This window comes from Pseudomonas sp. 8Z (assembly GCF_902506535.1).
GTDB lineage: Bacteria > Pseudomonadota > Gammaproteobacteria > Pseudomonadales > Pseudomonadaceae > Aquipseudomonas.
In genome coordinates, this window is record NZ_LR733827.1 from 1077647 (window position 1) to 1102874 (window position 25228).

The 25228-nt window shown below is 62.3% G+C and carries 17 protein-coding genes; 5 read left to right on the top strand and 12 right to left on the bottom strand.

From position 1 onward, the window contains the following. Positions 1-361: 361 nt before the first annotated feature. The 6 genes from AERO9A_RS17925 to AERO9A_RS17950 form a co-directional block, all read right to left on the bottom strand. Positions 362-1477 carry a sugar diacid recognition domain-containing protein gene (locus tag AERO9A_RS17925; protein WP_159973272.1) on the bottom strand — a complete coding sequence of 372 codons (1116 nt, stop codon included), beginning with the start codon at positions 1475-1477 and terminating at the stop codon, positions 362-364. A gap of 192 nt (positions 1478-1669) precedes the next feature. Next, the gene (locus tag AERO9A_RS17930) at positions 1670-2212 is read right to left on the bottom strand and encodes a helix-turn-helix domain-containing protein (RefSeq protein WP_159973273.1); all 543 of its coding nucleotides are present in this window, start codon (positions 2210-2212) and stop codon (positions 1670-1672) included. 84 nt (positions 2213-2296) lie between these two features. Next, positions 2297-6874 carry an ATP-binding sensor histidine kinase gene (locus AERO9A_RS17935; protein ID WP_159973274.1) on the bottom strand — a complete coding sequence of 1526 codons (4578 nt, stop codon included), beginning with the start codon at positions 6872-6874 and terminating at the stop codon, positions 2297-2299. Beyond that, entirely contained in the window at positions 6871-7236 is a 366-nt protein-coding gene (locus AERO9A_RS17940) for a response regulator transcription factor (protein ID WP_159973275.1), read from the bottom strand. Before AERO9A_RS17940 ends, AERO9A_RS17935 begins: the two co-directional genes overlap by 4 nt. A gap of 49 nt (positions 7237-7285) precedes the next feature. Beyond that, on the bottom strand, positions 7286-8254 hold the full coding sequence (locus AERO9A_RS17945) for a response regulator (RefSeq protein WP_159973276.1): 969 nt from the start codon (positions 8252-8254) through the stop codon (positions 7286-7288). A 140-nt stretch (positions 8255-8394) separates the two neighbouring features. After that, the gene (locus AERO9A_RS17950) at positions 8395-8703 is read right to left on the bottom strand and encodes a hypothetical protein (RefSeq protein ID WP_159973277.1); all 309 of its coding nucleotides are present in this window, start codon (positions 8701-8703) and stop codon (positions 8395-8397) included. Positions 8704-8990: 287 nt separating this feature from the next. Between AERO9A_RS17950 and AERO9A_RS17955 the strand changes: the two genes are divergently transcribed. After that, positions 8991-9209 (top strand): bacterioferritin-associated ferredoxin, encoded by a 219-nt coding sequence (locus AERO9A_RS17955; protein WP_159973278.1) that lies wholly within the window; start codon positions 8991-8993, stop codon positions 9207-9209. Positions 9210-9268: 59 nt separating this feature from the next. Here the strand turns inward: AERO9A_RS17955 and AERO9A_RS17960 are convergent, their stop codons facing one another. Both AERO9A_RS17960 and pap read right to left on the bottom strand, forming a co-directional pair. After that, the gene (locus AERO9A_RS17960) at positions 9269-10453 is read right to left on the bottom strand and encodes a thiolase family protein (protein ID WP_159973279.1); all 1185 of its coding nucleotides are present in this window, start codon (positions 10451-10453) and stop codon (positions 9269-9271) included. 230 nt (positions 10454-10683) lie between these two features. After that, positions 10684-12171, bottom strand: a complete 1488-nt coding sequence (gene pap / locus AERO9A_RS17965; RefSeq protein ID WP_159973280.1) for a polyphosphate:AMP phosphotransferase — start codon at positions 12169-12171, stop codon at positions 10684-10686. A 145-nt stretch (positions 12172-12316) separates the two neighbouring features. On the opposite strand from pap, the gene mnmC reads away from it, so the two are divergent. Then, complete coding sequence (mnmC, locus tag AERO9A_RS17970; protein WP_159973281.1) at positions 12317-14278, top strand: bifunctional tRNA (5-methylaminomethyl-2-thiouridine)(34)-methyltransferase MnmD/FAD-dependent 5-carboxymethylaminomethyl-2-thiouridine(34) oxidoreductase MnmC; 1962 nt, start codon at positions 12317-12319, stop codon at positions 14276-14278. Here mnmC and AERO9A_RS17975 read toward each other — a convergent pair. Continuing rightward, positions 14275-15174 (bottom strand): DMT family transporter, encoded by a 900-nt coding sequence (locus AERO9A_RS17975; RefSeq protein WP_159973282.1) that lies wholly within the window; start codon positions 15172-15174, stop codon positions 14275-14277. The genes mnmC and AERO9A_RS17975 overlap by 4 nt on opposite strands. Before the next feature lie 152 nt (positions 15175-15326). On the opposite strand from AERO9A_RS17975, the gene AERO9A_RS17980 reads away from it, so the two are divergent. From AERO9A_RS17980 to AERO9A_RS17990, 3 genes are all read left to right on the top strand, one after another. Further along, positions 15327-17213 carry a DEAD/DEAH box helicase gene (locus AERO9A_RS17980; RefSeq protein ID WP_159973283.1) on the top strand — a complete coding sequence of 629 codons (1887 nt, stop codon included), beginning with the start codon at positions 15327-15329 and terminating at the stop codon, positions 17211-17213. A gap of 260 nt (positions 17214-17473) precedes the next feature. Further along, positions 17474-18661 carry an MFS transporter gene (locus AERO9A_RS17985; protein WP_159973284.1) on the top strand — a complete coding sequence of 396 codons (1188 nt, stop codon included), beginning with the start codon at positions 17474-17476 and terminating at the stop codon, positions 18659-18661. 191 nt (positions 18662-18852) lie between these two features. Continuing rightward, positions 18853-20034: a diguanylate cyclase gene (locus AERO9A_RS17990; RefSeq protein WP_159973285.1), complete on the top strand. Its 1182-nt coding sequence runs from the start codon at positions 18853-18855 to the stop codon at positions 20032-20034. 277 nt (positions 20035-20311) lie between these two features. On the opposite strand, the gene AERO9A_RS17995 is transcribed toward AERO9A_RS17990, so the two are convergent. The 3 genes from AERO9A_RS17995 to AERO9A_RS18005 form a co-directional block, all read right to left on the bottom strand. Further along, a complete protein-coding gene (locus tag AERO9A_RS17995) occupies positions 20312-20845 on the bottom strand; it encodes a cytochrome b (RefSeq protein WP_159973286.1) in 534 nt (177 codons plus the stop codon). A gap of 170 nt (positions 20846-21015) precedes the next feature. After that, complete coding sequence (gene mdoH, locus AERO9A_RS18000) at positions 21016-23562, bottom strand: glucans biosynthesis glucosyltransferase MdoH (RefSeq protein ID WP_159973287.1); 2547 nt, start codon at positions 23560-23562, stop codon at positions 21016-21018. Beyond that, the gene (locus AERO9A_RS18005; protein WP_178111189.1) at positions 23555-25051 is read right to left on the bottom strand and encodes a glucan biosynthesis protein G; all 1497 of its coding nucleotides are present in this window, start codon (positions 25049-25051) and stop codon (positions 23555-23557) included. The genes mdoH and AERO9A_RS18005 overlap by 8 nt, the downstream gene beginning before the upstream one ends. Positions 25052-25228 lie beyond the last annotated feature (177 nt).

Sequence of the window (25228 nt, forward strand, 5' to 3'; positions counted from 1 at the left end):
GTTATTGTTATGAGCGGATACAGCGCCCGGCTAGAAATGCCGATAGGCGAACCATTGTGGCTCAGCTCATGCCACCGCCGCCCTGTGCACAGGCACCAACAGTCCCGACATGATCGCGCACGCTCCTGTGCACACGCACAACGCCGCCCCCTTGCAGGAGCGGCCTCAGCCACGATTTCGCCACCGCAGTGCCAACCTCATCGCGGATAAATCCGCTCCTACCGATCAAGCGCACTGCGACCTCATGCGGCTCTGCGTAGGAGCGGCTTCAGCCGCGATCTTTTCCGACGCAGTACCAACCCCAATCGCGGATAAATCCGCTCCGACAACAACAGCATGCCCTGCTGCTATCTGCAGACCTTCAACCCTGGGCATTCGGCTCCAGCAGACCAAGCCCCAGAGATAGCTGTAAGCGCTGCTCCAGACGGTTGAGATCCAGCCCACTGAGTTCGCCGATACGCTCCAGGCGATAGCGCAGGGTATTGCGATGAATGCCCAGCGCCTGCGCGCAGGTCTGCGCCTGGCCGTCGTGAGCGCACCAGGCCTCCAGCGTTTCGCGCAGGCTGCCCTGAGTATCCTGCGCCAGCACCCGGCGCAGCGGTGCCAGCCAGCCCTGCAGCAACCAGTTGTGGCGTTGGGCGTAGAGCAGCGTGGGCAGGCGCAGTTCATCCAGCCATAACAGGCGGCGCTCGGGAAAGCGTGCCCGGCCATAAGCCAGCAGATCACGCAGCACCAGGCTGGCCTGACGCAATTCGGCCAAATCAGCCAGCGGATCGCTAAGTGCCAGACACTGCACGCCCCACTCACGCTCATCGGCCTGCGCCAGCCAGGCCTGATCATCGCGCGCGGCGCTGTAAGGCCGACACCAGAGCAACTCAAAGCGCCCCAGTGGCGCCACCAGATGTTCACTTTTGCCCCCCAGCGCCGCCAGCAGACGCGCCTGGCGCGGCAACGGGTCGCCCTGCTCGCTCAGTTGCAGCAGGCACATCTGCCGCGGCCAGCCCAACTGCAACCCAAGCCGCTCGGCTTCGGAGGCCAGCCCGGCCAGGCTCTGCTGCGGGTCGAGCAAATGGCGCAGCCAGGCTTCCTGCTGATGCCGCTGCCAATGCCGTTCAGCTTGCAACACGCGGTGTTCCACAAGCATCTCGGCGGCCATGCGTACCAGCTCGGCATAGGGCCGCACCGTATCCGGCTCACCGGTGATACCCAGCACACCGATAAGTTGATCGGCATGCAGCAACGGCAGGTTCACGCCGGGTTTGACGCCACGCAGACAGGCCGCCGCCTGCGTATCGATCTCCACCACACGGCGGTTGGCCAGCACCAGTTGCGCGCCTTCATGACGGGTATGCAGTCGGCTGGGATCGCCGCTGCCGATGATCATGCCCTGGGCATCCATCACATTGATGTTGTGCGGCAGGATGGCCATGGCACGGTCGACGATATGCTGCGCCAAGGTGGAGTCGAGTTCGAGCATGACAAGCGGCCTCGCGAATGAGGCCGTCATTGTAGAGACTCTGTTGGCGATCCAGCCACACGCCAATCCCTTGCAGGAGGGAGCTTTAGCCGCGCATGGTGCGACTGAAAAACCGGAAAAACTCGCTGCTAAAGCGCCTCCCACAGCACCGCGCAGTCACCTTGCGAAGGTAATGGCCGCGCCAACCTATCCCTACAGTGGTATCCCTGAAGCGCATACAGGCCGCCGCGCCTGCCGCCAGCGATTGGGGGAGACGCCCAGCAAACGGTTGAAGGTGCGGGTGAAGTGCGCCTGATCGCAGAAACCGCAATCCTGGCCAATCTCGGTCAACGAGCGGTTGCTCTGGCTGAGCAGATGCTGCGCCGTCTCGATACGCAGATTCAGCACCCAGTCCTGCGGCGACAGCCCGGTGCTCTGTTTGAACGCACGGGAAAAATGGCTGCGCGACATCGCGCACTGCTGCGCCACCTCGGCGATATACAGACGCCCGGAAAGACTGCTGGTCAACAGCTCCTTGGCTCTGCGTTCCTGCCAGGGCGCCAGGCGCGCGCGTTGCTGGGCACGCTCGGGCTCATCCTGATGGTCGCCCAACAGGTAATCGCACAACTGCCGAGTCAGAGAGAACAAGCGTTCTTCATCGCCTGCCGATGACTGCAAAAGAGCCTGTAAGCCCTGCGTCAATCGATAGGCTTCGGCATCCAACGTCACCTGCTTGGCCAGCCCCAATGCGCTCATGATCACTCTCCTCGACAATGAGGCAAGCATCGCGACCAGGGGCTCAGGCGTCCTTGAGCAACACTGAAAAACCCTGAAACGGCTTCAGCCGCGATACTGCGGCAGGGTGAAGAAGAACAGGCTCTCGCCATTGCGCCCATGGGTCGCGCCCAGCACACCCCCATGGCTGGCGATGATCGAACGACAGATCGCCAGGCCCATGCCCATACCACTGGACTTGGTGCTGAAGAAGGCCTGGAATACCTGGTCCTGCAGCGCCTGCGGCACCCCCGCCCCGCTGTCCTCGACCAGAATCAGCACATCCTCGTTCTGACAGACGCATTGCAGACGCAAACGGCGCTGGCTGGCCGCTAGCGCGTTCATCGCCTCGATCGCGTTCTGCAGCAGATTGCGCACCACCTGCTGCAGTTGCACGGCATCGCCGCTAACCTGCAACCCACTCTGCAGATGCAGGCTCAACTCGACGTGCTTGTCGTCCAGCTCAGCCTGAATGATCGCCAGCACCTGACGGATCATCTGGGCAGGATCGAGCAACTGCCGCTCACTCGGCGCCTGGCTCGCCAGGGCACGGGTCGCGCGGATGATCTCGGCGGCACGACGGCACTCGCTGAGGATGTCCTGCAAGCCTTCGAGCGCATCCCCCACCGCAGGCTGTTCGCGCTCCAGCCAGCGCACACTGGCCGCCGCATTGGAGAGGATGGACGCCAGCGGCTGGTTGATTTCATGCGAGATCGATGCCGTCAGCTCACCCAGGATCGCCGCCTGCGCAGTGCGCTCCAGCTCGCTGCGCGCGGCATGCAACTCGGCCTCGGTGCGGCGCCGCTCGCTGACATCGCTGACCACGCCGATCAGGGTGTACAGGTCGACCGGTTCGAGCAGCAGTTCCAGATAACGCGGCGATGGCTGTGGCCAGACGCAGCGAAACTCCAGACGCATGCCAGAACGCGCCTCCAACGCCGCCGCCAGCGCCTGCTCGAAGCGCGCACGATCATCCTCATGCACCAATGCGCTCGGGTGCTGCAGGTAGTCGTCAGCGGGGGGTATGCCAAGTTCGGTCAACAGTGCCGTCGACCAGAACGACGGCTCGCTGCCCAGGCGCCAGACGAAGGTGCCGTAACGGCTCACCGCCTGCCCCAGTGCCAGCAACGCCTGAGTACGCCGCAGGTTGTCCTGGCTTTCCCGGTGGCGCTGATTCTCCGTCAGCAGATCGGCATACAGGCGCGCATGGCTGAGGGAAATTGCCGCCTGCGCCGCCAGCAAGGTCAGCAGGTCAATCCGTGCGGGGTCGATAACGCCGGTGGTCAGACGGTTCTCCAGGTACAGCGCACCGATCACCTCGCGCTGCTTGAGCAACGGCAGGCACAGCACCGAACCGGAGTCCAACTGGAGCAGGTAGGGATCGTCGGTGTAACGGCGCAAGGCGTAGCGCCCCTCCACCAGCAACGGCGCACCACCGCTCATCGCCCGGTTGACCAGCCGCAAGGGCAACAACTGCTCAATCGGCTCCTGCGGAGCCAAACGCACACGCACACCAGCGTTGTTCGACTGGCCGCACGCCGCGACACGCAGGTGCTGCCGATCGATCAGGGCCAGCGCCACATAACCCGCGTTGGCATACATGGCGGCATTGGCCAGCAGGCTTTCGATCAGTGCATCCGGCTCGATCTCGCTCGACAGGGCCTGACAGGCGCGGGTGATCGACAGCCGCTCCGCCTGCTGCGTCAGCGGCTGCGCCCACTGCACGCCGCCCCCCGGCTCGCGCAGGCAGTCATGCGTCTGCTGCAGCTTCTGAGCCAGACTATGCGCGCCCCAACGCAACCACGCCGCATGGGCCTGGCGCAGGTGTTCGCGAGCACTGACGTGCAATTGCAGCTCACCATGGCAGCGCGCCGCCAGCTCATGTGCCAGCCCTTTGATATGCACCGCACCGGCATTTTGTGCATGCTCGATGGCCTGTTCGTACAGGCGCAGCGCAGTCCCCCAATCGCCTTCGACCCGCGCCACCTCGGCCTCGGCCAAGGCCAGGCGATCCTTGAAGTAGAGCGGATTGAGCGCAGCCCAGCGGCGCAGGTGGCGCAGTGGTTCTGCATAATCCTGCACCTGCCCGCCATTGCCCTGCAGCGCGGCCCGGTTGAGCACGCTGAACAACGCCAGATCGATCTGGTGGATATGCGCCGGTACGCTCCAGGTCAGCTCCCAGGCACGCTGCAGGTCAGCCTGCGCCGCGACGAAGTCCCCCTCCAGAAACGCCAGCAAGCCTTCGAACAGCCACCACCAGAAATGCAATTGCATCATCTCGCTGCCCTGCACCTGCGCCTGCAAAGTGGCCCTGTCGGGAATCGCCCAGGCACTGCCACTCTCACCTGCCAGGCGGCGAATGTAGCGCGCCTGGATCTGCAGACGGCTTTGCGCGTCGAGAAACTCCAGGTTATGCGCGATGGCCAAGCCAGTATCGATCTGCTGCAACATGCGTTCGATGGGCGCGCCCAACACCAGCAAATCGGAAACGATGTGGTTGCTGGCATAGCAGGCGAAACTCGGCGCGCCCTGCGACAGGCTGCAGCGATAAGCCTGTTCGGCGCAGTCCAGCGCGTAAGGCAGTGATTGTGACCAGACACTGACCTGATCCAGTGCCAACAGCACCGACATGCGCCTGGCGGCGTACTCCGGGCGCTCGACCAACTGTCGGGCCACGGAACTGAAGGCAAAGCCCAACTCATAGCACCCGAAGCGTTCAGCAGCGGCCACCCCCAGCCAGGCCAGCGCATGCACCGCCATCGCACTGGAGCCATGGCGCAACGCCAGCAGAGTAATGCGGCTGCTGGCCAGGAGCAGCACATGCGGCTGGGTGAACGAACCCGGAATCATCAACAGCGACAACAGGCTCATGACTGACAGCACGGCGGCATCTTCGGCGTGTGCCAAGCTAAGCAGTACGCAAGGCGGACGCTCGCCCAGTTCATCCAGCAGCGCCTGCCAGGCGGCCTCAGCCTGTTGCGCAGATGGCTGGGCGGGAAACTCGATACCCAGTTCGGCCAGTGCTTCGATGGCACACTGCGCCGCCGCCCGGTAGCGCCCTTGCAGGGTCAGGGTTTCCACCTGCAGACGCAGCAATTCGACCCGACGCGCAACCGGCACGGCAACCGCCAGACACGCGGCGATGCTCTGCTCGGCAGCGGCGTAATCGGCATCGAGGATCAGCCCTCGCACCCTCTGCAGGCTCACCTGATCGCGGCGCAGCGGCTCATCAAGATCGCCGAGCAACACCTGCGCCTGGCGCAGATAGGCCAGAGCCAAACCCGCCGCCGCGACATCGATAGCCAGCCCCGCCGCGCGTATCAACAGGTCCACGCAGACCTGGCGCTGCACGGTGCTCAGCACCTCGGGCGGCAGCCGCAAAACCTGCTCGGCCACACGTGCCAAGGCTTCATGGCCAGCAGGCTCGGGTAGCGCGCGGATCAGGTTATCCACCAGGCGCACCTGCAGGCTCACCGCCTGCTCCGGTAGCAGGCTGGCGCGCACAGCCTCCTGCACCGAGTCATGAACGAACAGCCTCTCACCCTGTTCAACGACCAGCCCACTGCCCAGCGCCGGAGCCAAATAAGCGCTGACCTGTGCACAAGAAAGACCGCAGGCACTGACCAGCTCATGTTCAGGCGCCCGATTGCCCAGCAACGCCAGCACCTGCAATAGCTCACGGGTTTCCACGCTCAGGCGCTGCAAACGCGCAACCAGCAAGGCATCGACATCGCCACCCGCCAATAGCTCACGCCCCATCAGGCGCGATGGCGCCTGTATCGGATGGTGCAAGTGACTGCCATCACGCCAGACCTGCTGGCAATACTGCAACGCCGCCAGCACCTGTTCAGCCTGCTGCGGCCTGGCCTCCCCACGCTTGGCCAACATCCAGCACAGCAACTCGTCGAGATAGGCCGGTAGCTCAGGGCGCAATGATGACGGCGTAGGCACGGCGACAGCGGCGTGACGATGCTGCCACTCGACAAAATTCTGCACCTCGAACGGATGACGCCCGGTCAACCAGACAAAAAAGCACACGCCCAACGCGTAGAGATCGGCGCTAGGTCTGCCAAGCTGATCAGGCGGCGCGTAGGCCAAATGCGCGACTGCCGGCAGCATCTGCCCCGGCTCATCCGCCGCTGTACGGTAGAAGCCCGTGAGCCTTACCGTGCCGCTTTCATCGAGAATGAGGTTCTCCGGGCATAGCGTGCGGTGCACCAGCCCCACTCGATGCAAACCTGCCAACGCCTGCGCACTGGCCATTGCCCACTGCAAGAACCGAGACACCGACAGAGGCGCCTTGATCTGCGCCGACAAGGGCACACCGGTTTCGTCATCAAGCACCAGCAAAGTGCCCTGCGCATCGCTTAAACGCGCCACCGGCAGCAATGCCCAAGCAGCATCGAGACGCGGCGCCAAGGCATATTCGTGATCCAGCCCAGCCTGCTCCCAAGGCGCGGCCTGCGCCTCAGCGCGTACCACCAGCCAGCGGCGGGCGGCGCGCGCATCATCGACTCGCCAACGACTCACCGCACCGCAGTGATCCAGCGCCTGCCAACTCAGGTTAACCAGCCAGTGCGCGTCAAAACAATGCAGCCAACCCTCGCTCACAGACGCCGAGGCAATCCTCGGTTGGCTGCTCATCGCGCGCCTCCAAGCAACTGGGCCAACAATGCCAGCAAGGCCTCAGCGCTGAATGGTTTGCCCAGAAAACCCTGAGCGCCAGCCTCTAGCGCGTGCTCGGCGAGCGCCTGGCTATTATCGGCAGACATGCAAATCACCGGCAGGGATACCCCCGCAGCCTTGAGGCGATACAGCACATCGCCCCCCTGCAGACCGGGCATATGCCAATCGAGCACCAGCGCCTGCGCACGCGCACAGTAGTCCGAGGCGAGAAAGCCCTCACCCGAGGCGAAGCACACGGCCTGATACCCGGCAGAACGCATTAGATTGGCGAGGCTCTTGCGAACCTGGGGGTCGTCGTCGACGACGCACACGACCTTCATGACAAGCCCTTGGCAACGGTTGGGCAGAAGGAAGACGGCGCATGCGGGGTCAGGCCGGTTCGGCGACCGCATCGAGCTGGGGGAGCATGCCCAACGCACGTCCAGCCGCGAATAGATGTATCAGGTTGCTCGCCCCGAGTTTTGTCATCACGTGCTTTTTATGCATCTTCACCGTCACGTCCTGCAGACCGAGGCGCTGGGCGATCTGTCGGTTTTGCTGGCCCTCCAGCAGCAGAACGAAGACATCACGCTCACGGGGCGTAAGGCTGGCGTAACGCGCCTGGATCGCCTGGCGGGCATGGCTCTGCCGGTGCTGCGCCGTGGCGCGGGCCATGGCTTCACTCACCGCGGCCAGCAATTGCACCTCCTCCACCGGCTTGGTGAGAAAACCCTCGGCACCGGCCTTCATCGCCCGCACCGTCATGTCGATGGTGCCCACCCCGCTCATGAAGATGATCGGCAGCGGAGCCCCGCAACTGGCCAGTTGCGCCTGCAGGTCAAATCCCGTGCCCTCACGCAGACGCACATCGAGCAGCAGACAACCGGGGCGATCACAGGGCTGGCAGTCGAGAAACTCCCCCGCCGAGGCGTAGGCGCAGGCGTCGATACCGGCGGCGCGCAATTGGCGCACCAGCGCCGTGCGTACGGCGGGCTCGTCATCGATCACATGCACCTCGACAGCGGGCGCAGGATCGTTGGCCGGTACAGGGCGGTACTCTGCCTGTTCAAGCGGTTCGAGATTGAGGCGATAGCCCCGGCGCGGCACGGTTTCCAGTAACCGCGCATCCAGCGCCAGTTGCCGCCGCAAGGTAGAAATCTGCACCTGCAGATTGTTCTCCTCGACCACCACCTCGGGCCAGGCAGCCTGCAATAGCTCGGCCTTGGTCAGCAAGCGGCCGGGGGCAGCCAGCAGGGCCGCCAGCACATCGAAGGCACGCGCCCCCAGACGTACAGCAGCGCCGCCCAGGAAGGCCTCCCTGCGCTCCAGTGAAATCCAGGCATCCCCTAGACGAATCATCAGTCGCTTCGCTTTCCAAGTAGGGCAAAAAATCGCACCGCCAAAAGGCAGCTTTCTCCAAACTAGTTGAAAGAAATTCCCATCTCAAGAACAAAACAGCCTCGGCAAAAACTCGAACAAACGTACAAGCCGGAGGACTTTCAGCCTGCTTCAATGGCGCGCCACCGTTTGTTTTTTGCCCTGCGTTTACGTGCTGTTTGCACCTGCGCCGTTGATCGGCAACAACGCCACGCACGCCAATCGAGCACATCGATACAAGCCAGGCGCCGGGCCGCGCCTGATAGTACCGGCAGCCATCCCGGCCTGCCGCCCAGGAACTTGATCGATGTCGCCCCCCGCCCCCCAAGCTGCCTCCCCATCGGGCCTGTGACGAACTGTTCGACCAGCTCCTTAGGAATCTCAGGCAGCTCTTTCTTGGCCTTGATGGCCGGGGTCTTTTTGCTAGGCATGTCATGCACCTTAAACGCATGTGATGCCCGAACACAAAATTACTGACAGTCCCCGATAAGCAGCTTTACACCGGAAACCAGAGCACACTCACACAAACTTGCCAGTCCGGTGTCAACCCGTCATTCCCCCTGAAAATGCGATGAACCTTTTTTTATGCCCTGGCTTAACAACCACTCGTCAGCTCCCCAGTATTTCTCTAGGTTATTCCCCAAGCTGCTTTGACAAGCATTCTCATTAACATTAGTATCCTTCACATCCAACAGAATCACCGGGACGAGCCTTGCCCATGTACGTCTGCCTCTGTGAAGGTGTCACCGATACCCAGATCCGCGAAGCGGTCTACGAAGGTTGCTGCAGCTACCGCGAAGTCCGTGGCAGCCTCGGCATCGCCAGCCAATGTGGCAAGTGCGCCTGCCTGGCCAAGCAGGTCGTACGCGAAACCATCGCTGAAGTGCAAAGCAGCCAGGCCAACCTCGCCTACCCCGCGAACTTCGTCGCTGCCTGATTTCCCCGAATACAAAAAACCGGATCATCGATCCGGTTTTTTTATGCCTGCCGTTCGCCTCAGCGGTAGGCTTCGAATAATCCCGTGGCCCCCATACCGCCACCGACGCACATGGTGACGATGCCGTAGCGTAGCTCGCGGCGCTGCAGCTCGCGCACCAGGTGGCCGACCTGGCGCGAGCCGGTCATGCCGAACGGGTGGCCGATGGCGATGGAGCCACCGTTGACGTTGTACTTGTCGTTATCGATACCCAAGGCATCACGGCAATACAGGCACTGCGAGGCGAAGGCTTCATTGAGCTCCCACAGGTCGATGTCGGCCACGCTCAGCCCCTTGGCCTTGAGCAGTTTAGGCACCGACAGCACCGGGCCGATGCCCATTTCGTCCGGCTCGCAGCCCGCGACGGCAAACCCACGGAAATACGCCTTGGGCTTGAGGCCCAGCTCCAATGCCTTTTCCAGGCTCATCACCAGAGTCATGGAGGCGCCGTCGGAGAGCTGCGAAGCGTTGCCGGCCGTCACGCTACCCGCCGGATCAAACGCCGGTTGCAGCTTGGCCAGCGACTCCAGAGTAGTGTCCGGGCGGTTGCAATCATCCGCCTCGACCACGCCTTCGAGAAGGGTCTTCTCGCCCGTGGCCTTGTCTTCGACCTGGTACTTCACCGCCATCGGCACGATCTCATCGGCATACAGACCTTCGGCCTGCGCCCGCGCGGTGCGCTGCTGGCTCTGCAGGGCGTAAGCGTCCTGCGCCTCGCGGCTGATGCCGTAGCGACTGGCGACGATTTCGGCGGTCTTGCCCATGGGGTAGTAGATGCCGGGACTTTCCTGCTGCAGCAGGGGGTTGAACAGGTTGTCCATATTCATGCTTTTCAGGGTCATGGTGATGGACTCGACGCCGCCGGCGGCGATGATGTCGCTGCAGCCGGACGCCACCTGGTTGGCGGCGATGGCGATAGCCTGCAGGCCCGAGGAGCAGAAGCGGTTGAGGGTCATGCCCGCTACCGGATTGCCCAGGCGCGAGAGCACGGCGACGTTGCGACCAATGTTCATGCCCTGAGCGCCCTCGTTGGAACCGGCGCCGACAATGCAGTCATCGACCAACTTGGGGTCGATGCCGTTGCGCGTCAGCAGCGCGTCGACGCAGTGAGCGGCCATGTCGTCGGGCCGGGTCATATTGAACTTGCCGCGGAAGGACTTGGCCAGGCCAGTCCGCACGCTATCGACGATCACCACTTCACGCATGACGCACCTCGTTGTTATTGGATGGCGAATGGCGTGACGATAAATCCAGCCGATCCCTGAGCGCGACCATCATTGATCTGGCGTATACGGAGCGATGCCGGGAGTAGCCCGGATGCAATCCGGGGCCATCGGGAACGGTACAAAAGCATCGCGGCTAAAGCCGCTCCTACATTGCAGTAAATACCGTAGGAGCGGCTGGGCGGCATTCCGCTTCAGCCGCGATTAACGCTTCAATCCCTAGCAAACGCCGCCTCGATGGCCTCATTGATGGTGCGCAGCACCTTGACCCGAGCGAAGCGCTTGTCATTGGCCTCGATCAGCGTCCAGGGCGCAATCTCGGTGCTGGTACGGTCGACCATATCGCCCACGGCGTCGGCGTAGTCGTCCCACTTGTCGCGGTTGCGCCAGTCTTCCTCGGTGATCTTGAAGCGCTTGAACGGGATCTGCTCGCGCTCCTTGAAGCGTTCCAACTGCGTCTGCTGGTCGATGGCCAGCCAGAATTTCACCAATATCACCCCGGCATTGGTCAGCTCTTCCTCGAAGTCGTTGATCTCGCCATAGGCGCGCAGCCAATCCGCTTCGCTGCAGAAACCTTCGACCCGCTCCACCAGCACGCGGCCATACCAACTGCGGTCGAAGATGGTGAAATGCCCGCGCGCCGGCACATGCCGCCAGAAGCGCCACAGATAAGGCTGCGCACGCTCCTCCTCGGTTGGCGCCGCTACCGGCACGATGCGGTACTGACGCGGATCGAGAGCGCCAGTGACACGGCGAATGGCCCCGCCCTTACCCGCTGCGTCGTTCCCCTCGAAAGCGGCGACCAGTGCGTGCTTGCGCATGCGCTTGTCGCGCATCAGGCCGGACAGGCGTGCCTGTTCGGTGGCCAGTTGTTCCTTGTAGTCGTCCTTGTCCTGGGTCTGGGTCATGTCCAGGCTGGCCAACAGGCCACGATTGTCCAGGCTGGAAACCAGCGGCGCCGAATGCGGCTGCAGTTTTTCCCGCTGCTGATTGGCCAACGCGGCCTGCAAGCCTTCGAGCAGAATGCGCCCGACGGTGAGGCTGCGGTAATAGTGATCGACGCCCTCGACCACATACCAGGGCGCATAGTCACGGCTGGTGCGACGCAGAATGCGTTCGCCGTAGCGCACGAATTTGTCGTAGGTCTTCGATTGCTGCCAGTCCAGCGGGCTGATGCGCCAACTGTGCAGCGGGTCGTCCTTGAGCGCTTCGAGACGTGCCTTCATCTGCTTCTTGGACAGGTGGAACCAGAACTTGAAGATCAGCGCACCTTCATCGCAAAGCATGCGCTCCAGGCGTTCGGCGCCGTCGATGGCCTGATCCAGCACCGCGTCCTTGAACTGTCCATGCACCCTGCCCTGCAGCATCTGGCTGTACCAGTTGCCGAAGAACACGCCCATGTGCCCTTTCGGCGGCAACTGTCGCCAATAGCGCCAGGCCGGTGGCCGCGCCAGCTCTTCATCGGTCTGGATATCGAAGGTGCTGACCTGGATCAGCCGCGGGTCCATCCACTCGTTGAGCAGCTTGACCGTCTCGCCCTTGCCGGCGCCCTCGACACCGTTGATCAGCACGATCACCGGGAAGCGTGCCTGCTGCTTGAGCTCGTACTGCGCCTCCAGCAACGCCTCGCGCAGCGCCGGCTCCCCGGCCTCGAACGTGGCCTTGTCGATACTGCGGCCGATTTCGGCGGATTCGAACATGCAATGACCTCCCTGGAATGGTCATCAGAGCCTAACGGATAGCACGCGACTTTGCCCGATAGGCATCGGAGGCAGATTGATCTGCGCCAGGAAAACCCGACCCGCAGCGGTTAGAATCGCCGCCTGTTTTACCCGGAGCCGCACCATGTCCGACGTCCACAACGCCCAGCTCGACTGGGACGAACACGGCCAGCCGCTGTCGCGCAGCTATGGCGACGTGTACTTCTCCCGCGCCAACGGCCTGGAGGAAACCCGTCACGTCTTCCTCGCCCACAACCAAATCATCGAGCGCTGCCAGGCCTTGCCGGCCGGCGGCCACCTGGTGATCGGCGAAACCGGCTTCGGCACCGGGCTCAACTTCCTCTGCGCCTGGCAGGCCTTCGCCGAGCATGCCCCGCATGACGCGCGGCTGCATTTCCTCAGCGTGGAAAAATTCCCACTGGCCCTGGCGGATCTGCAGCGCGCCCTGGCCCTGTGGCCGGAGCTTGCGCCCTACGCCGAGCAACTGCTGGCGCAGTACCGCGCCATCCACCCAGGCTTCCAGCGCCTGTTGCTCGATGGCGGCCGCGTGGTGCTGACGCTGATGATCGGCGACGTACTCGACTACCTGCCGCAGCTCGATGCCCAGGTCGATGCCTGGTTCCTCGACGGCTTCGCCCCGTCGAAGAACCCGGAAATGTGGACAGACGCGCTGTTCGCCGAGTTGGCCAGACTGTCAGCACCTGGCGCCACCCTGGCCACCTTCACCAGTGCTGGTTTCGTCCGGCGCGGGCTGATCTCCGCCGGTTTCGCCATGGTTCGCGTCAAAGGTTTCGGTCACAAGCGCGAGATGCTTGCCGGACCTTTTCAAGGGCTGAGTGCTGCACCTGGCGCGCCGTGGTTCGCCCGACCAGAAACACCTGCTGGCGAGCGTCACGCCGTGGTCATCGGCGCCGGGCTGGCCGGTTGCGCCACGGCCTCAAGCCTGGCGCTGCGCGGCTGGCGCGTGACCTTGCTGGAACGCCATGACGCCGTTGCCCGCGAGGCCTCCGGCAATCCACAGGGTGTGCTTTATCTGAAACTTTCGGCACACGGCACCGCCCTTTCGCAACTGATCGTCGCCGGATTCGGCCATACCCGGCGCCTGCTCGAACGCCTGCAACGCGGCAGCGACTGGGATGCCTGCGGCGTGCTGCAACTGGCCTTCGACGCCAAGGAAGCCGAGCGCCAGAGCAAGTTGGCGAGCACCTTCCCCGACGACCTGCTGCACCCGCTGAGCCAGGCACAAGCCGAAAGCCGCGCAGGTGTCGCCCTGGCGGTTGGCGGTCTGTTCTACCCGGATGCGGGCTGGGTACACCCACCGGCGCTGTGTCAGTACCTGGCGCAGCATCCGCTGATCAGCCTGCGCAGCCACCAAGAGGCGCTGAGTCTGCAACGCCTGGATGACCACTGGTGTATCGCTGGAGAGAGCGGCGTACTGGCCGAGGCGCCCGTGGTGGTGCTGGCCTGCGCTGCCGAGATCGGGCGCCTGCTGAGCGATGCCAACCTGCCGCTCAAGCGCATTCGCGGGCAGATCAGCCGCCTGCCAGCCAACGATGCCAGCCGCGCGCTGCGTACCGTGGTCTGCGCCGAAGGCTACGTCGCCCCCCTGCGTGATAACGAACACACCCTGGGCGCCAGCTTCGACTTTCACAGCAACGACCTGACGCCCAGCGTCGCCGAGCATGTCGGCAACCTTGAACTGCTGCGGGAAATTTCCACGGATCTGGCCGAGCGCCTGGGCGCACAGTCGCTCGACCCGAGCACACTGCAAGGCCGCGCCGCCTTTCGCTGCACCAGCCCGGATTACCTGCCGCTGGTCGGGCCTCTGGCCGCGCAGCACGGTTTCAACGAAGCCTACGCCGTGCTGAGCAAAGACGCCCGCCAGGTGCCGGATACGTCCTGCCCGTGGCTGCCTGGCCTGTACATCAACAGCGGCCACGGTTCACGCGGGCTGATCACCGCGCCGCTGTCGGGCGAGCTGATCGCTGCCTGGCTGAATGACGAACCGCTGCCAGTACCACGCGAAGTGGCCGAGGCCAGCCACCCCAATCGCTTTATGCTGCGCACACTGATTCGCGGCACTTAGGCCCGAGCAGGAGCTGGAGCCAGCACCGGCTTGGGCTTGCGAAACACCAGCACGTTACCCAGCATCACCAGCCCCAGGCCGAGTAGCGCCGGGGCTGTCCACTGATAGCCCTCGACGAACACCGAGATATTCAGCGCCACCACCGGGAACAGCACCGTGCAGTAGGCCGCGCGCTCCGGCCCCATGCGCCCAACCAGCGTCAGATAGGCAGTGAAACCGATCACCGAACCAGGGATCGCCAGGTACAACAGCGAGCCGACATAACGCTCACTCCAATCGAAGGTAAACGGCGTACCGCTGAGCAAACCGATAAACGCCACGATCAGCGCACCATAGAGCATGCCCCAGGCATTGGTGGTCAGCGGCTTGAGGCCCGCCTTCTGCTGCAAGCTGGACAGCATGTTGCCGGCCGAGAAGCACAGCGTGCCACACAGCGCCAGGCCAATGCCCAGCAGGCTTTCACGACTGGCCTGGTGCCCGAGCAGTTCCGGGCCGAACAACAAACCCAGACCGGCAAGCCCTAGCGCACCGCCGAGCAGCACATTGGTGGCAATGCGCTGCTTGAAGAACAGCCGCGCATTGATCGCATTCCACAAGGTGGCAGTAGAGAAGATCACCGCGATCAGCCCGCTGGGGATCCACTGGCTGGCCGTGTAGAAGCACAGAAAGTTGAGGCAGAACAGACATAGGCCCTGCGCCAGGCAGATGATCTGGCCACGCCGATCCACAGGCTGCAGGCGTCCACTGAACCAGAGCAGGGCGAACAGCACCAGCGCTGCCAGGGCGAAGCGATAGGCAATGGAGGCAACGAGCGCCACCTCGCCCACTTGGAGTTTAATGGCGATCCAGGTGGTGCCCCAGATCAGTACGGTGAGCAGGTACAAAGATAGGTTCATCGCGTGTTCTCCCTGAAACTGAGGGCCAGTCTGAGGGCGCCTTGAACCACGCGCTTGCACGAAATTGCGCATTTATCAGCATGCCACCACTGCCTGCCAGCGCTCGCCAGGCTTTATCATGCGGTTTTCGCTAATCAGGTCATGTTCACCGCATGTTGTCTGCCGTCGTGCGCTACAAGCAATTGCTGTCCAACGCCCTCGCCCGCTACTTCCCCCGTACCACCGCCTACCTGCGTGCCGAGCGTGAAGCCGCGCAGCCGCGCCAACCCGCGCGCAAGCAGGCCCGCAAGAAGTCCACCAGCGGCAAGAAAAGTACCGCCAGCAAGTCGGCCAAGAGCAAACCCGACCCTGTCGGCATCTACCCTGCCACCCGGCTGAAGATCGCAGATGCCCAGGTGCAAGCCATGCGCGAACGTGTGGCCCAGGCGGTGAGCGCCGGGCTGATCGGCGCGCCGTCGGACGAACAATGGGCGATGATCCTGTGCCGTGCCCCGCTGGCACGCATCTTCGCCGGAGCAGGCTCGGGCAAGTCGAGCACATTGGTGCTACGCGTGGTGTTCCTGCTCTGCCACCTGGACGTCGACCCACAGCGGCTGACGGTCATATCCTTCACCAACGCCTCCTGCCACGAGCTGCGCGAGCGCCTGCAGCGTCTGCTCGCGTTCTGGCAATACCCGCACGACGCCCGCCAATGCGTTCGCACCTTTCACGCCGCCATGGCCGCGCTGGCCAAGGAACGCTTGGGCAACCCGCGCTGGTTCGAGCAGCTCGACGAGCCCGCCGAGGAACCCGACAATCCATTGACCGGCGGGCGCCTGCGCCCGGCGCAACAACGCCTGCTCAAACAGGCCTATCAGAACGCCTATGCCGACGATGCGCGCTTTCGCGTTCTGACTCATCGCCTGCTCAAGCTGCCCGCCCCCGAGGAGCCACCACAGGGCAAGGCCAAGGCGCCGCTGGATGCCTGCAAACTACCCGGCGAATTTACCGCCCTGCCGCTGTTCGAACTGCTGCATGGGCAGATCGATTTCGCCGAGAGCCTTGGCATCCACCTCGACAGGCTGGACGTTAAAACCCTCGATTGTGCTGCCCGCGAACGGGACTTCATCGAAGCCATGCAGCGCTTCCAGCAGCATTTCAGCGCCCTGCTGCACAGCCAGGGGCTGATCCGCTTCAACGGCGCCTTCGCGCAACTGAGCGAACACCTGCAAAACCCCAACGACGCCAAACCCGGCCCCGCCCTGCTCGCCCTGAGCCACCTGCTGATCGATGAATTTCAGGACATCTCGCCACAAATCGTGCGCTGGCTGCAGGCCGTGCACCGCCGCCTGCACGCTGTCGGCGAGCGCATCAGCCTGATGGCCATTGGCGATGACTGGCAGTCGATTTACGGCTGGCGCGGCAGCTCGCCGGAGCTGTTCATCGACTTCGAGCGGCACTTCCCCTGTCGCGGTCGCGGCAAAAGCACCACCCTGCAACTGACCACCAACTACCGCAGCATCGAGCCGGTGATACGCGATGGCGAGAAAGTGCTGGCCGACGTCCACAGCAAGCAGGCCAAGACCTGCACCGCCGCCAAGGCGATGCAACCAGGCGATCATGGGGTAAAGCTGATCCAGCGCTTCGACCTGGCCAGCGGCCTGCCGCGCCTACTCGACGAAATCCGCGCACAATGCGCTCACGTCGCCAACCGCCCCGGCGCCGATCGAACCGCCGTATTGCTGCTCAGCCGCCGCAATGAGCCGTTGCAACAAGTACGCACCCAGCTCGACAAGCAGTTGCCGGTCAAAGCCCTGACCATCCACCGCGCCAAAGGCCTGCAAGCCGAAGTGGCGATCATCCTCGACGACTGCCTGCCAGCGGACAAACACCCGCTACGCAACGCACTCTACGCCCAATGCGGCTTCTTCGCCGGTAGCTACGACCAGGCCATGCAGGACGAAACACGGCGCCTGGCCTACGTGGCCATCACCCGTGGCGTCAGCCGAGTGTTGTGGTATACGCGCAAGGCTCAAGGCGCCACGCAGTGCTTGGCCTAGCGCCAAGCATCTGCTACGCCTACTGCCAGAGGAGAACATCGCCCCAGCCCTGATGGTGGCGCACTCACTTGCGGCATCCGCCCAACTACCTCCGCTCACAGCGCATCGCCGCCTTCAGTGCCTTCTTGTAGGCTCACTGCAGGACTGACGCTCTCGCACGACGTGCAATGCACTAATGCACTGTTGCCCCGCCATTGAATTCTCCACGGTCAACCACCACCCTGTCCTTGCGCCTAGAGCCCCTTTCATCGAGAGCCTGCATGACCAGCCAGACCTCCTCGCCCAGCCGCGAGTCCTCATCCTTGCCGCAAACACTGGTGCTGCTATTCGCCCTGTGCTGCGGCGCCATCGTCGCCAATCTCTACTACGCACAACCGATTATCGAACTGATCGCCCCCGATATCGGCCTCAATGCCGAACGCGCCAGCCTGATCGTCTCGCTGACGCAGATCGGCTACGCCATTGGCCTGCTATTTCTGGTGCCACTGGCCGACCTGCTGGAAAGCCGTCGGCTGATGCTGCTCACCACCGCTGCCGCCTTGCTTTGCCTACTGGCTGCGGCATTCGCCACCCAGCCCAGTCTGTTCCTTGGTCTGGCGCTGCTGATCGGCCTCAGCTCGGTGTCGGTGCAGATGTTGATACCCCTGGCAGCCAATCTGGCGCCGGAGGCCAGCCGGGGCCGCGTGGTGGGCAATATCATGAGCGGCCTGCTGCTGGGCATCCTGCTGGCACGACCGCTCGCCAGCCTGGTCGCTGGCGAGTTCGGCTGGCGTGCGGTGTACCTGATGGCCGCAGCTCTGATGCTGCTGATCAGCCTGGTGATAGCCACCACCATTCCTCGTCACGCCCCCGAACACCGCGCCAGTTACGGACAGTTGCTGGGGTCGCTTGTGCACCTGCTGCGCCGCTATCCAACACTGCGCCGCCGTGCACTGTACCAAGGGCTGATGTTCGCCAGTTTCAGCCTGTTCTGGACTGCCGCCCCCCTGGAGCTAGCCCGTCATCTGAGGCTGAGCCAGCATGACATCGCCCTGTTCGCCCTGGCAGGCGCCATCGGTGCGGTGGCAGCGCCCATCGCTGGGCGCCTGGCCGATGCAGGGCATACCACGCGAGCCAGCCTGGTAGCGCTGATTCTGGCGCCACTGGCTTTTGCTCCCAACCTATTGAGCGCCGGATTAGGCTGGCTCGGCCTGATCGCCACCGCCATCGTGCTGGATTTCGCCGTGCAGATGAGTATGGTGCTGGGCCAGCGCACCATTTACGCGCTGGAGCCACAAAGCCGCGCACGCCTGAACGCGCTGTACATGACCAGCATCTTCATCGGCGGCGCCATCGGCTCAGCCCTGGCCAGCCCGATCTACGAAAGCTTCGGCTGGTCAGGCACCGCAATGTTGGGCATAGCCACCCCGCTACTGGCATTGCTGATTTTTATCGGCAAGGAGCGATGAGGCCAGCCCAGGTCGCAACGACAAAAAACAGCCATCGGTGGCCTACCCCTCATAGCCCTGTGTTTCAACGCTGTTGGGGATGTGTGTAGATTAGGACGCAGCCGCGTTGCACAACAAAGCATCCACGCCTTGGCGCGTGTAAGCCTCTGATCATCAGGCTTTCACTTCACGGCTTACAGCAAGGAGCTGCCATGCAGTCGATCTACCAAGCACTGGAGCCTCTGCCTGACAATCACTACGCAGATCAGTTACGCAAAGGTTTCCCTAGGCTGCGCTTCGCCGCATTAACTGAAAAGGAATATCTCAGCTACCTACACTGGGTTCAGGGGCGCTATCAGCGCATCGCGGCCCTGCTAGCACTGGTTATCTGGGTAGCCTTTGCTCTGACGGATCAATCACGGCTACAGCTCTGGCAGCGCTTCCCTGACTATGACCCGGAGCGTTGGGCTCTCTTGGTTGTGCGCGGATCGATCACTCTGGTACTGGCACTGCTGGTTTTGACGCTCTTTACGCCCAAGCACAGACGCTACAGCCAGACAGTCGTGATGGCAACGCAACTCAGTGTGGCACTCGGTAGCACTCTAGCCGTCTTGCTCTATGAGCGTTTGAGCACACCCATATCCAATAGCGTTGTATTACTCAACGCAATCACATTGTTCTTCCCACTTGGTCTGTCCTGGCACAGGAGTATTGTCACTGCACTAATCAGCGTGCCCTTGATATTACTGCCTGGCATTTTCTTACTGGAAAACCCAACCCCTCATTTGCGCCTGAGCCTCATGTACGTTCTGGCCCTAATAGTCAGCGGCATAGGTGGCTATATTCGTGACCACCTGCAACGTGAGCAGTTTCTGCTGTTACGCCTACTGCAATGGCAGTCTGGCCACGATCCACTGACGGGCCTGAGTAACCGGCGCAGCTTTGCCGCGCACATAGAGAAATCACTGTCGCTAAGTCGGCGTGAACAGCGCAACCTGGGCCTGCTCATATTGGACATCGACCATTTCAAAGCCTACAACGATCATTATGGCCACCTAGCAGGTGATGAAGCACTACGCCAGATCGGGCAATTACTACAGAGCTTTGCTCGACGGCCTATGGACATGGCTGTACGCCTGGGAGGAGAGGAGTTCGCATTACTGCTCTACGACCTGCCGCAAGAGCAGCTCGCACGCATAGCGGAACAAATTCGTCAGGCGCTGGCCAACCTGCACATACCACATGCTGCCTCAACAACCGCCGAGTACATGACAGCCAGTATCGGTGGATGCCTGGCGACCCCAGAAGAAAGCAGCACAGAGTTCTACAACCGCACCGACCTACTACTTTACGAAGCCAAGTCAGTTGGCCGTAACCGTTCAACACTGGGTTGATCGCCCCTGCGTCAAAGAGCAGGAACAGACTATTTCGCTAACGATGTGCACTGCCCGTGATGGGCAGTGCAAAAATCGCAGACAACAAAAAACCCGCCTAAGCGGGTTTCTTCCCAACCATCCGACATCCTGTCGGTAGCCATCTTGGCCTGGTCATCTTCCTTGAACCTCAGCGATCCGTCGCTGCAGGGGATGTGTGTAGATTAGGGATCTGACCGGGATGGCAACAGTGGCGCTTGCCGTCATGCCATGTAAGACATTCGCTATAGCCACCTCATCAACGTCCGACCATACGCGCCAGCACATCTTCCCCACCCAGCCGGCGATGGGCGAACGCCATCACCACATGACCGATGATCATTGCCAGCAGCATCCACCCCAGGTTGCCATGCAGCAGATTGGCCGGCTCGATCATCCAACTGATCTTGCCATCGCTGAACCCCGGCATGAGGGTAACGCCAAACGCCACGAACTCACGCCCCGAGCCGTACTGACGCAGTAGCGCAACGAAGGGAATGACGAACATCAGCGCGTAAAGAGCAAGATGGCCGAGCTTTGCCATCAGGCTGACTGCAACAGGACGACGACTGAGACTGGCCACAGCCCAAACCAAGCGAGCCGACACCAATATCATCAACAGCAACCCCATGGGCTTGTGCGTACTCCAGGCAAACTTATCCAGCCCACTACCTTCCAGGGCCGTATGGGCGATCACGGTAATGAACTGCCAAGCCAATAGCAGCGCCATGCTCCAGTGCAGCAGACGCGTAACCAGACCATAACGGCTTTTAGAATCGTGAATGTTAGACATGATGAATCCCTTTGCTAGCAGCGTTCGATCCATGAGCAGCACGAGTGGGCGATCAAACACATGCTCTGCGCTACTGGCCCGCACCTGCGTATGGTGGCTCAAGTCAGGTTAGCCGCTTCTCTACAAGACATCGCAGCGACGCCCCTGCCATGCAGGGGCTCGCCGAACCATCAGTTGTCGCGCAGCGCCTCACGGGCATCGCGCCAAGCGCGATATTGCGGCTCCTGCCAAACACGGGCATGCAGGCGAGCCATGCCATCGGGGTCGTTGAGCAGACGCCAGCGCGTCGCCTCGACACGGCCATCGGGACCTGCGGCGAGGATTTCCTCGATGCGCTCATCACGCAGCGCCTCTGCAGCAGGCACGACCTTGGCGTGACGCGCACGTGCCATGGCGCAAACCAAAGCGTTGTAGAGCGGGTCAACCACCGCGCGCACGAAGCCTTTGCGCAGCGCACGAGCACTGTTGAGTTGCTCGTATTCAGCCGTATTGCTCAGCTCACGCGGGACCTCGTGTTCCTCCGGGATCAGGAACAGCTTGCCCCGTTTAGCCGCCAGGCCTGGTGCAGTGCGACTGGTCAACACCGATACCACCGGCGAGAGGATCAACGACACGACAATAGGCGCCAACCACCACAGGAAGTCCGGGTTGAGCCAACCCACCAGCGCGGTCCAGCCGATACCCAGCAAAACCTGCGTACCATGGCGGCGCAAGGCCTCGCTCCAGGGGGTGGAGTCATCCACGCGCTGCGGTGAATTCCACTGCACCGACCAGCCAAGGAAGGCGGCGGTGACGAACAGGCTATGGAACAACATACGCACCGGTGCCAGCAACACAGAGCAAGACGCTTCCAAGAGCATCGACAGCAGCACGCGCACACGCCCGCCGTATTCTTCGGCGCCCTGAATCCAGATCAGCAGCACGCTGAGCAGCTTGGGCAGGAACAGCAGCGTCATGGTCGCCGAGAACAATGCCACAGCCTCCTGAGGCTGCCAGCGCGGCCATAATGGATAGAGCTGGTTGGGCTGCAGGAAATACTCCGGCACCATCAGCGTATGAATCGCCAGCAGGCAGGTCGACAGGACCAGAAACAGCAGCCACAGCGGTGCCGACAGATAGGACATGACCCCAGTGAGGAACACCACACGGTGCACCGCGTGCATGCCACGAACCAAGAACAGGCGGAAGTTCATCAGGTTACCCTGACACCAACGACGGTCGCGTTTGAGTTCATCGAGCAAGTTAGGCGGCAACTCTTCGTAGCTGCCCGGCAGGTCATAGGCGATCCACACGCCCCAACCAGCGCGCCGCATCAGTGCGGCCTCAACGAAGTCGTGAGACAGAATCGCCCCAGATAACGACCCCGTACCTGGCAACGGTGCGAGGGCACAGTGTTCGATGAAGGGTTTAACCCGAATGATCGCGTTATGCCCCCAGTAGTGGGATTCACCGAGCTGCCAGAAGTTAAGGCCAGCGGTGAAGAGCGGGCCATAGACACGCGTGGCGAACTGCTGCAGGCGTGCATAGAGCGTGTCCATACCCGAGGCCTTCGGCGCGGTCTGAATGATGCCAGCACCAGGGTTGGCCTCCATCAGGCGCACCAGGCGAGTCAGGCATTCGCCACTCATCACGCTGTCAGCATCGAGCACCACCATATAACGGTAGTTGCTGCCCCAACGACGGCAGAAATCGTCGATGTTGCCGCTCTTGCGCTTCACCCGGCGCCGACGGCGACGGTAGAAGATGTGGCCGAAGCCCTCCACCTCGCGGCATAGCTCCATCCAGGCCTGTTGCTCGGCCACGCAAATATCCGGGTCGTTGCTATCACTGAGCACGAAGAAATCGAAATGCTCCAACTGCCCCGTGGCCTTGAGCGACTCAAAGGTCGCGCGCAGACCGGCAAATACGCGCGGCACATGCTCGTTGGCGATCGGCATGACCAACGCGGTACGCGCCTTGGGCGAAATCGGCTCATCGCCGCAGGAGGTGGCGGAGATGCTGTAGCGGTCGCGCCCCTTGAGCAATTGGAAAAAGCCCATCAGCGCCGTCCAGAAGCCCATCGACACCCAGCAGAACAGCAGCGCGAACAACGCCAGGATGCTGGTCTGAATCACATACGGCAGAATCTGCCGCGCCGACTCCAGCCAAGGCTGCTCGAATACCAGCCCCAGATCGACCAGCGACCAGCCCTGATAAGGCAACACTGACTTCATGTACCAGGTAGCAACCACCGTCTGGACGATCATCAGCACCATCAACGCAGCACGACGCACCGACGCCACATGACGCCAGTGCTCTTCGCTGAAATCCTCGGCCTCGCGCGTGCGCGGTCGCGGGTTAGCCTTGCGCTTCTTCAAGCGCCACCAGCCGAGTTCGAGGATATTGGTCTGCCAAGGCTCCGGCACCATACGCGTGCGCTCGATCGGAGGCGTCGACTCAATGGTCGGTCGCCCCTGATGATCCGGCACGATCTGGCAGCCACGCTCGACCGCATCGGGCCAAGCCATGGACAGGCGCACGGGCACAGACTCAAGCAGCTCACGGGTTTCCTCGACCACCTCTTGAGCGGCGAGCTCCGGGGGTTGCAAGGCGTGATGCAGCTCAGCCAGATCGCCGCCCTCCTCCAGGCGGCGTTCTACTTCCTGTTGCTGAGTCTGATCCAGAGGCAATTCGTCCAGGTAGTCCTGGATGAGCGTAGTGTCGGGCGACTTATTCATGGGCAGGCAGCTGATAGCTCCAGGTTTCCGACAGGGGCTTGCCGTCCTCGGTCAGGGCGGCACGCATTTCCACCGGTTGCGCAGGATCCTTGACCATGATCCGCAGAGTCAGACGCCAGCCTTTGCTCACCGGGTTATAACGCAGGTTCTGCTCCACGATATCGGCATTGGCGTCGACGCTGATCTGCGGCTCGATTGGCGCATCAGGCGCGCGTTCGGCCAGAACCGGGCCAGCAAAGTCGACGACCAGTGCCGTGCTGCCATCAGGCTGGCGAATCAGATTGGCCTGCTTCACGTCCCCTTCGGACAGACGCGTTTGAGTGACCATGGCCAACTGCGGATCGTGCAATTTGGCGTCATCACGACTGAAGTGTAGGCGGTAATGAACGTCCAGGGCCTCGCCGGGAGCAGGTTGCTTCTCCGGGCGCCACAGGGCGACGATATTGTCGTTGGTTTCATCCGGCGTGGGGATTTCCACCAGTTCGACATGGCCTGGGCCCCAGTCGCCGACAGTCTCCACCCAACCGCTCGGACGCAGCTCGTAACGGTCGTCCAGATCCTGGTACTGGGCGAAGTCACGGCCACGCTGCATCAGACCAAAACCACGCGGGTTTTCGATGCTGTAGCTGCTGACGTTGAGGCGCTTGGGATTGTTCAGCGGACGCCACAACCACTCGCCGTTACCGGCGGCGATGGCCAGACCGTCGGAGTCATGCAGCTCCGGGCGGTAGTTGTGTCGCGGCCAGGGCTGGTTGGCGCCGAACAGGTACATGCTGGTCAGCGGAGCGATACCGAGTTTGCCCACTGGATCACGCAGATAAACCTTGGCTTGCACGTCGAGCACGCTGTCGCGGCCCGGATCGATTTCCAGACGGTAGGCACCAGTGGCACGCGGCGAATCCAGCAGTGCGTAGAACAGCAAGGTGCCGCGATCAGACTGCGGCTTCTCGATCCAGAACTCGGTGAAGCGCGGGAATTCTTCGCCGGACGGCAGTGCGGTGTCGATCGCCAGACCGCGCGCGGACAGGCCATAAACCTGACCCTTGCCGACAATACGGAAGTAACTGGCGCCTAGCACGCTCATCACTTCGTCCTGTTTGTTTGGATCGTTCAGCGGGTGAACGATCTTGAAGCCGGCAAAGCCCAGATCTTTGAGATCCTCGGGGTTGAGCTTAACGTCGGCGAAATCGAACATTTCCGGCGAGTACTTGATTTCATGAGTGCCGGTGGCGGTCACTTCATTGAGTTTCACCGGCACATCGAAATGCATGCCTTGATGGAAGAAATACAGTTGGAAGGGTGTTTTGCCATCACGCCAGTAGGCGTGATCTTCCCGAAAGCGAACTTTTTGATAATCAGCAAAAGGCAGTTCACGCAACGCAGTGGGCAAGCGGCTCTGCGGAGCGCTGTAACTCTCGGAAGCAAGGGCCTTGGCCTTGACGGCGACATCATCCAGATCGAACGCCCAAACTTGGGCAGCGAACAACATGGGCAAGGTACACAGCATCAACCGGCCGGTCTTGCCCAGACGGGTTCCAGAACGACGACTCATTGACTAACAGCCTCCAAGGCATACGGATTGGCGCACAGCGGACGCCCTACGGGTCGCCGCTGCACGGGAATCAAAAAATGGACGAAAAAGATGCAAGAAAGCGCTCGTAACACG

Bases quoted from the DNA above. Each gene is read 5' to 3' on its own strand.
- AERO9A_RS17925 (WP_159973272.1), bottom strand. From the start codon at position 1,477: ATGCTCGAACTCGACTCCACCTTGGCGCAGCATATCGTCGACCGTGCC.
- AERO9A_RS17980 (WP_159973283.1), top strand. From the start codon at position 15,327: ATGTTGTCTGCCGTCGTGCGCTACAAGCAATTGCTGTCCAACGCCCTC.
- AERO9A_RS17960 (WP_159973279.1), bottom strand. From the start codon at position 10,453: ATGCGTGAAGTGGTGATCGTCGATAGCGTGCGGACTGGCCTGGCCAAG.
- AERO9A_RS17990 (WP_159973285.1), top strand. From the start codon at position 18,853: ATGCAGTCGATCTACCAAGCACTGGAGCCTCTGCCTGACAATCACTAC.
- AERO9A_RS17995 (WP_159973286.1), bottom strand. From the start codon at position 20,845: ATGTCTAACATTCACGATTCTAAAAGCCGTTATGGTCTGGTTACGCGT.
- AERO9A_RS17985 (WP_159973284.1), top strand. From the start codon at position 17,474: ATGACCAGCCAGACCTCCTCGCCCAGCCGCGAGTCCTCATCCTTGCCG.
- AERO9A_RS17935 (WP_159973274.1), bottom strand. From the start codon at position 6,874: ATGAGCAGCCAACCGAGGATTGCCTCGGCGTCTGTGAGCGAGGGTTGG.
- pap (WP_159973280.1), bottom strand. From the start codon at position 12,171: ATGTTCGAATCCGCCGAAATCGGCCGCAGTATCGACAAGGCCACGTTC.
- AERO9A_RS18005 (WP_178111189.1), bottom strand. From the start codon at position 25,051: ATGTTGTTCGCTGCCCAAGTTTGGGCGTTCGATCTGGATGATGTCGCC.
- AERO9A_RS17940 (WP_159973275.1), bottom strand. From the start codon at position 7,236: ATGAAGGTCGTGTGCGTCGTCGACGACGACCCCCAGGTTCGCAAGAGC.
- AERO9A_RS17945 (WP_159973276.1), bottom strand. From the start codon at position 8,254: ATGATTCGTCTAGGGGATGCCTGGATTTCACTGGAGCGCAGGGAGGCC.
- mdoH (WP_159973287.1), bottom strand. From the start codon at position 23,562: ATGAATAAGTCGCCCGACACTACGCTCATCCAGGACTACCTGGACGAA.
- AERO9A_RS17975 (WP_159973282.1), bottom strand. From the start codon at position 15,174: ATGAACCTATCTTTGTACCTGCTCACCGTACTGATCTGGGGCACCACC.
- AERO9A_RS17955 (WP_159973278.1), top strand. From the start codon at position 8,991: ATGTACGTCTGCCTCTGTGAAGGTGTCACCGATACCCAGATCCGCGAA.
- AERO9A_RS17950 (WP_159973277.1), bottom strand. From the start codon at position 8,703: ATGCCTAGCAAAAAGACCCCGGCCATCAAGGCCAAGAAAGAGCTGCCT.
- AERO9A_RS17930 (WP_159973273.1), bottom strand. From the start codon at position 2,212: ATGAGCGCATTGGGGCTGGCCAAGCAGGTGACGTTGGATGCCGAAGCC.
- mnmC (WP_159973281.1), top strand. From the start codon at position 12,317: ATGTCCGACGTCCACAACGCCCAGCTCGACTGGGACGAACACGGCCAG.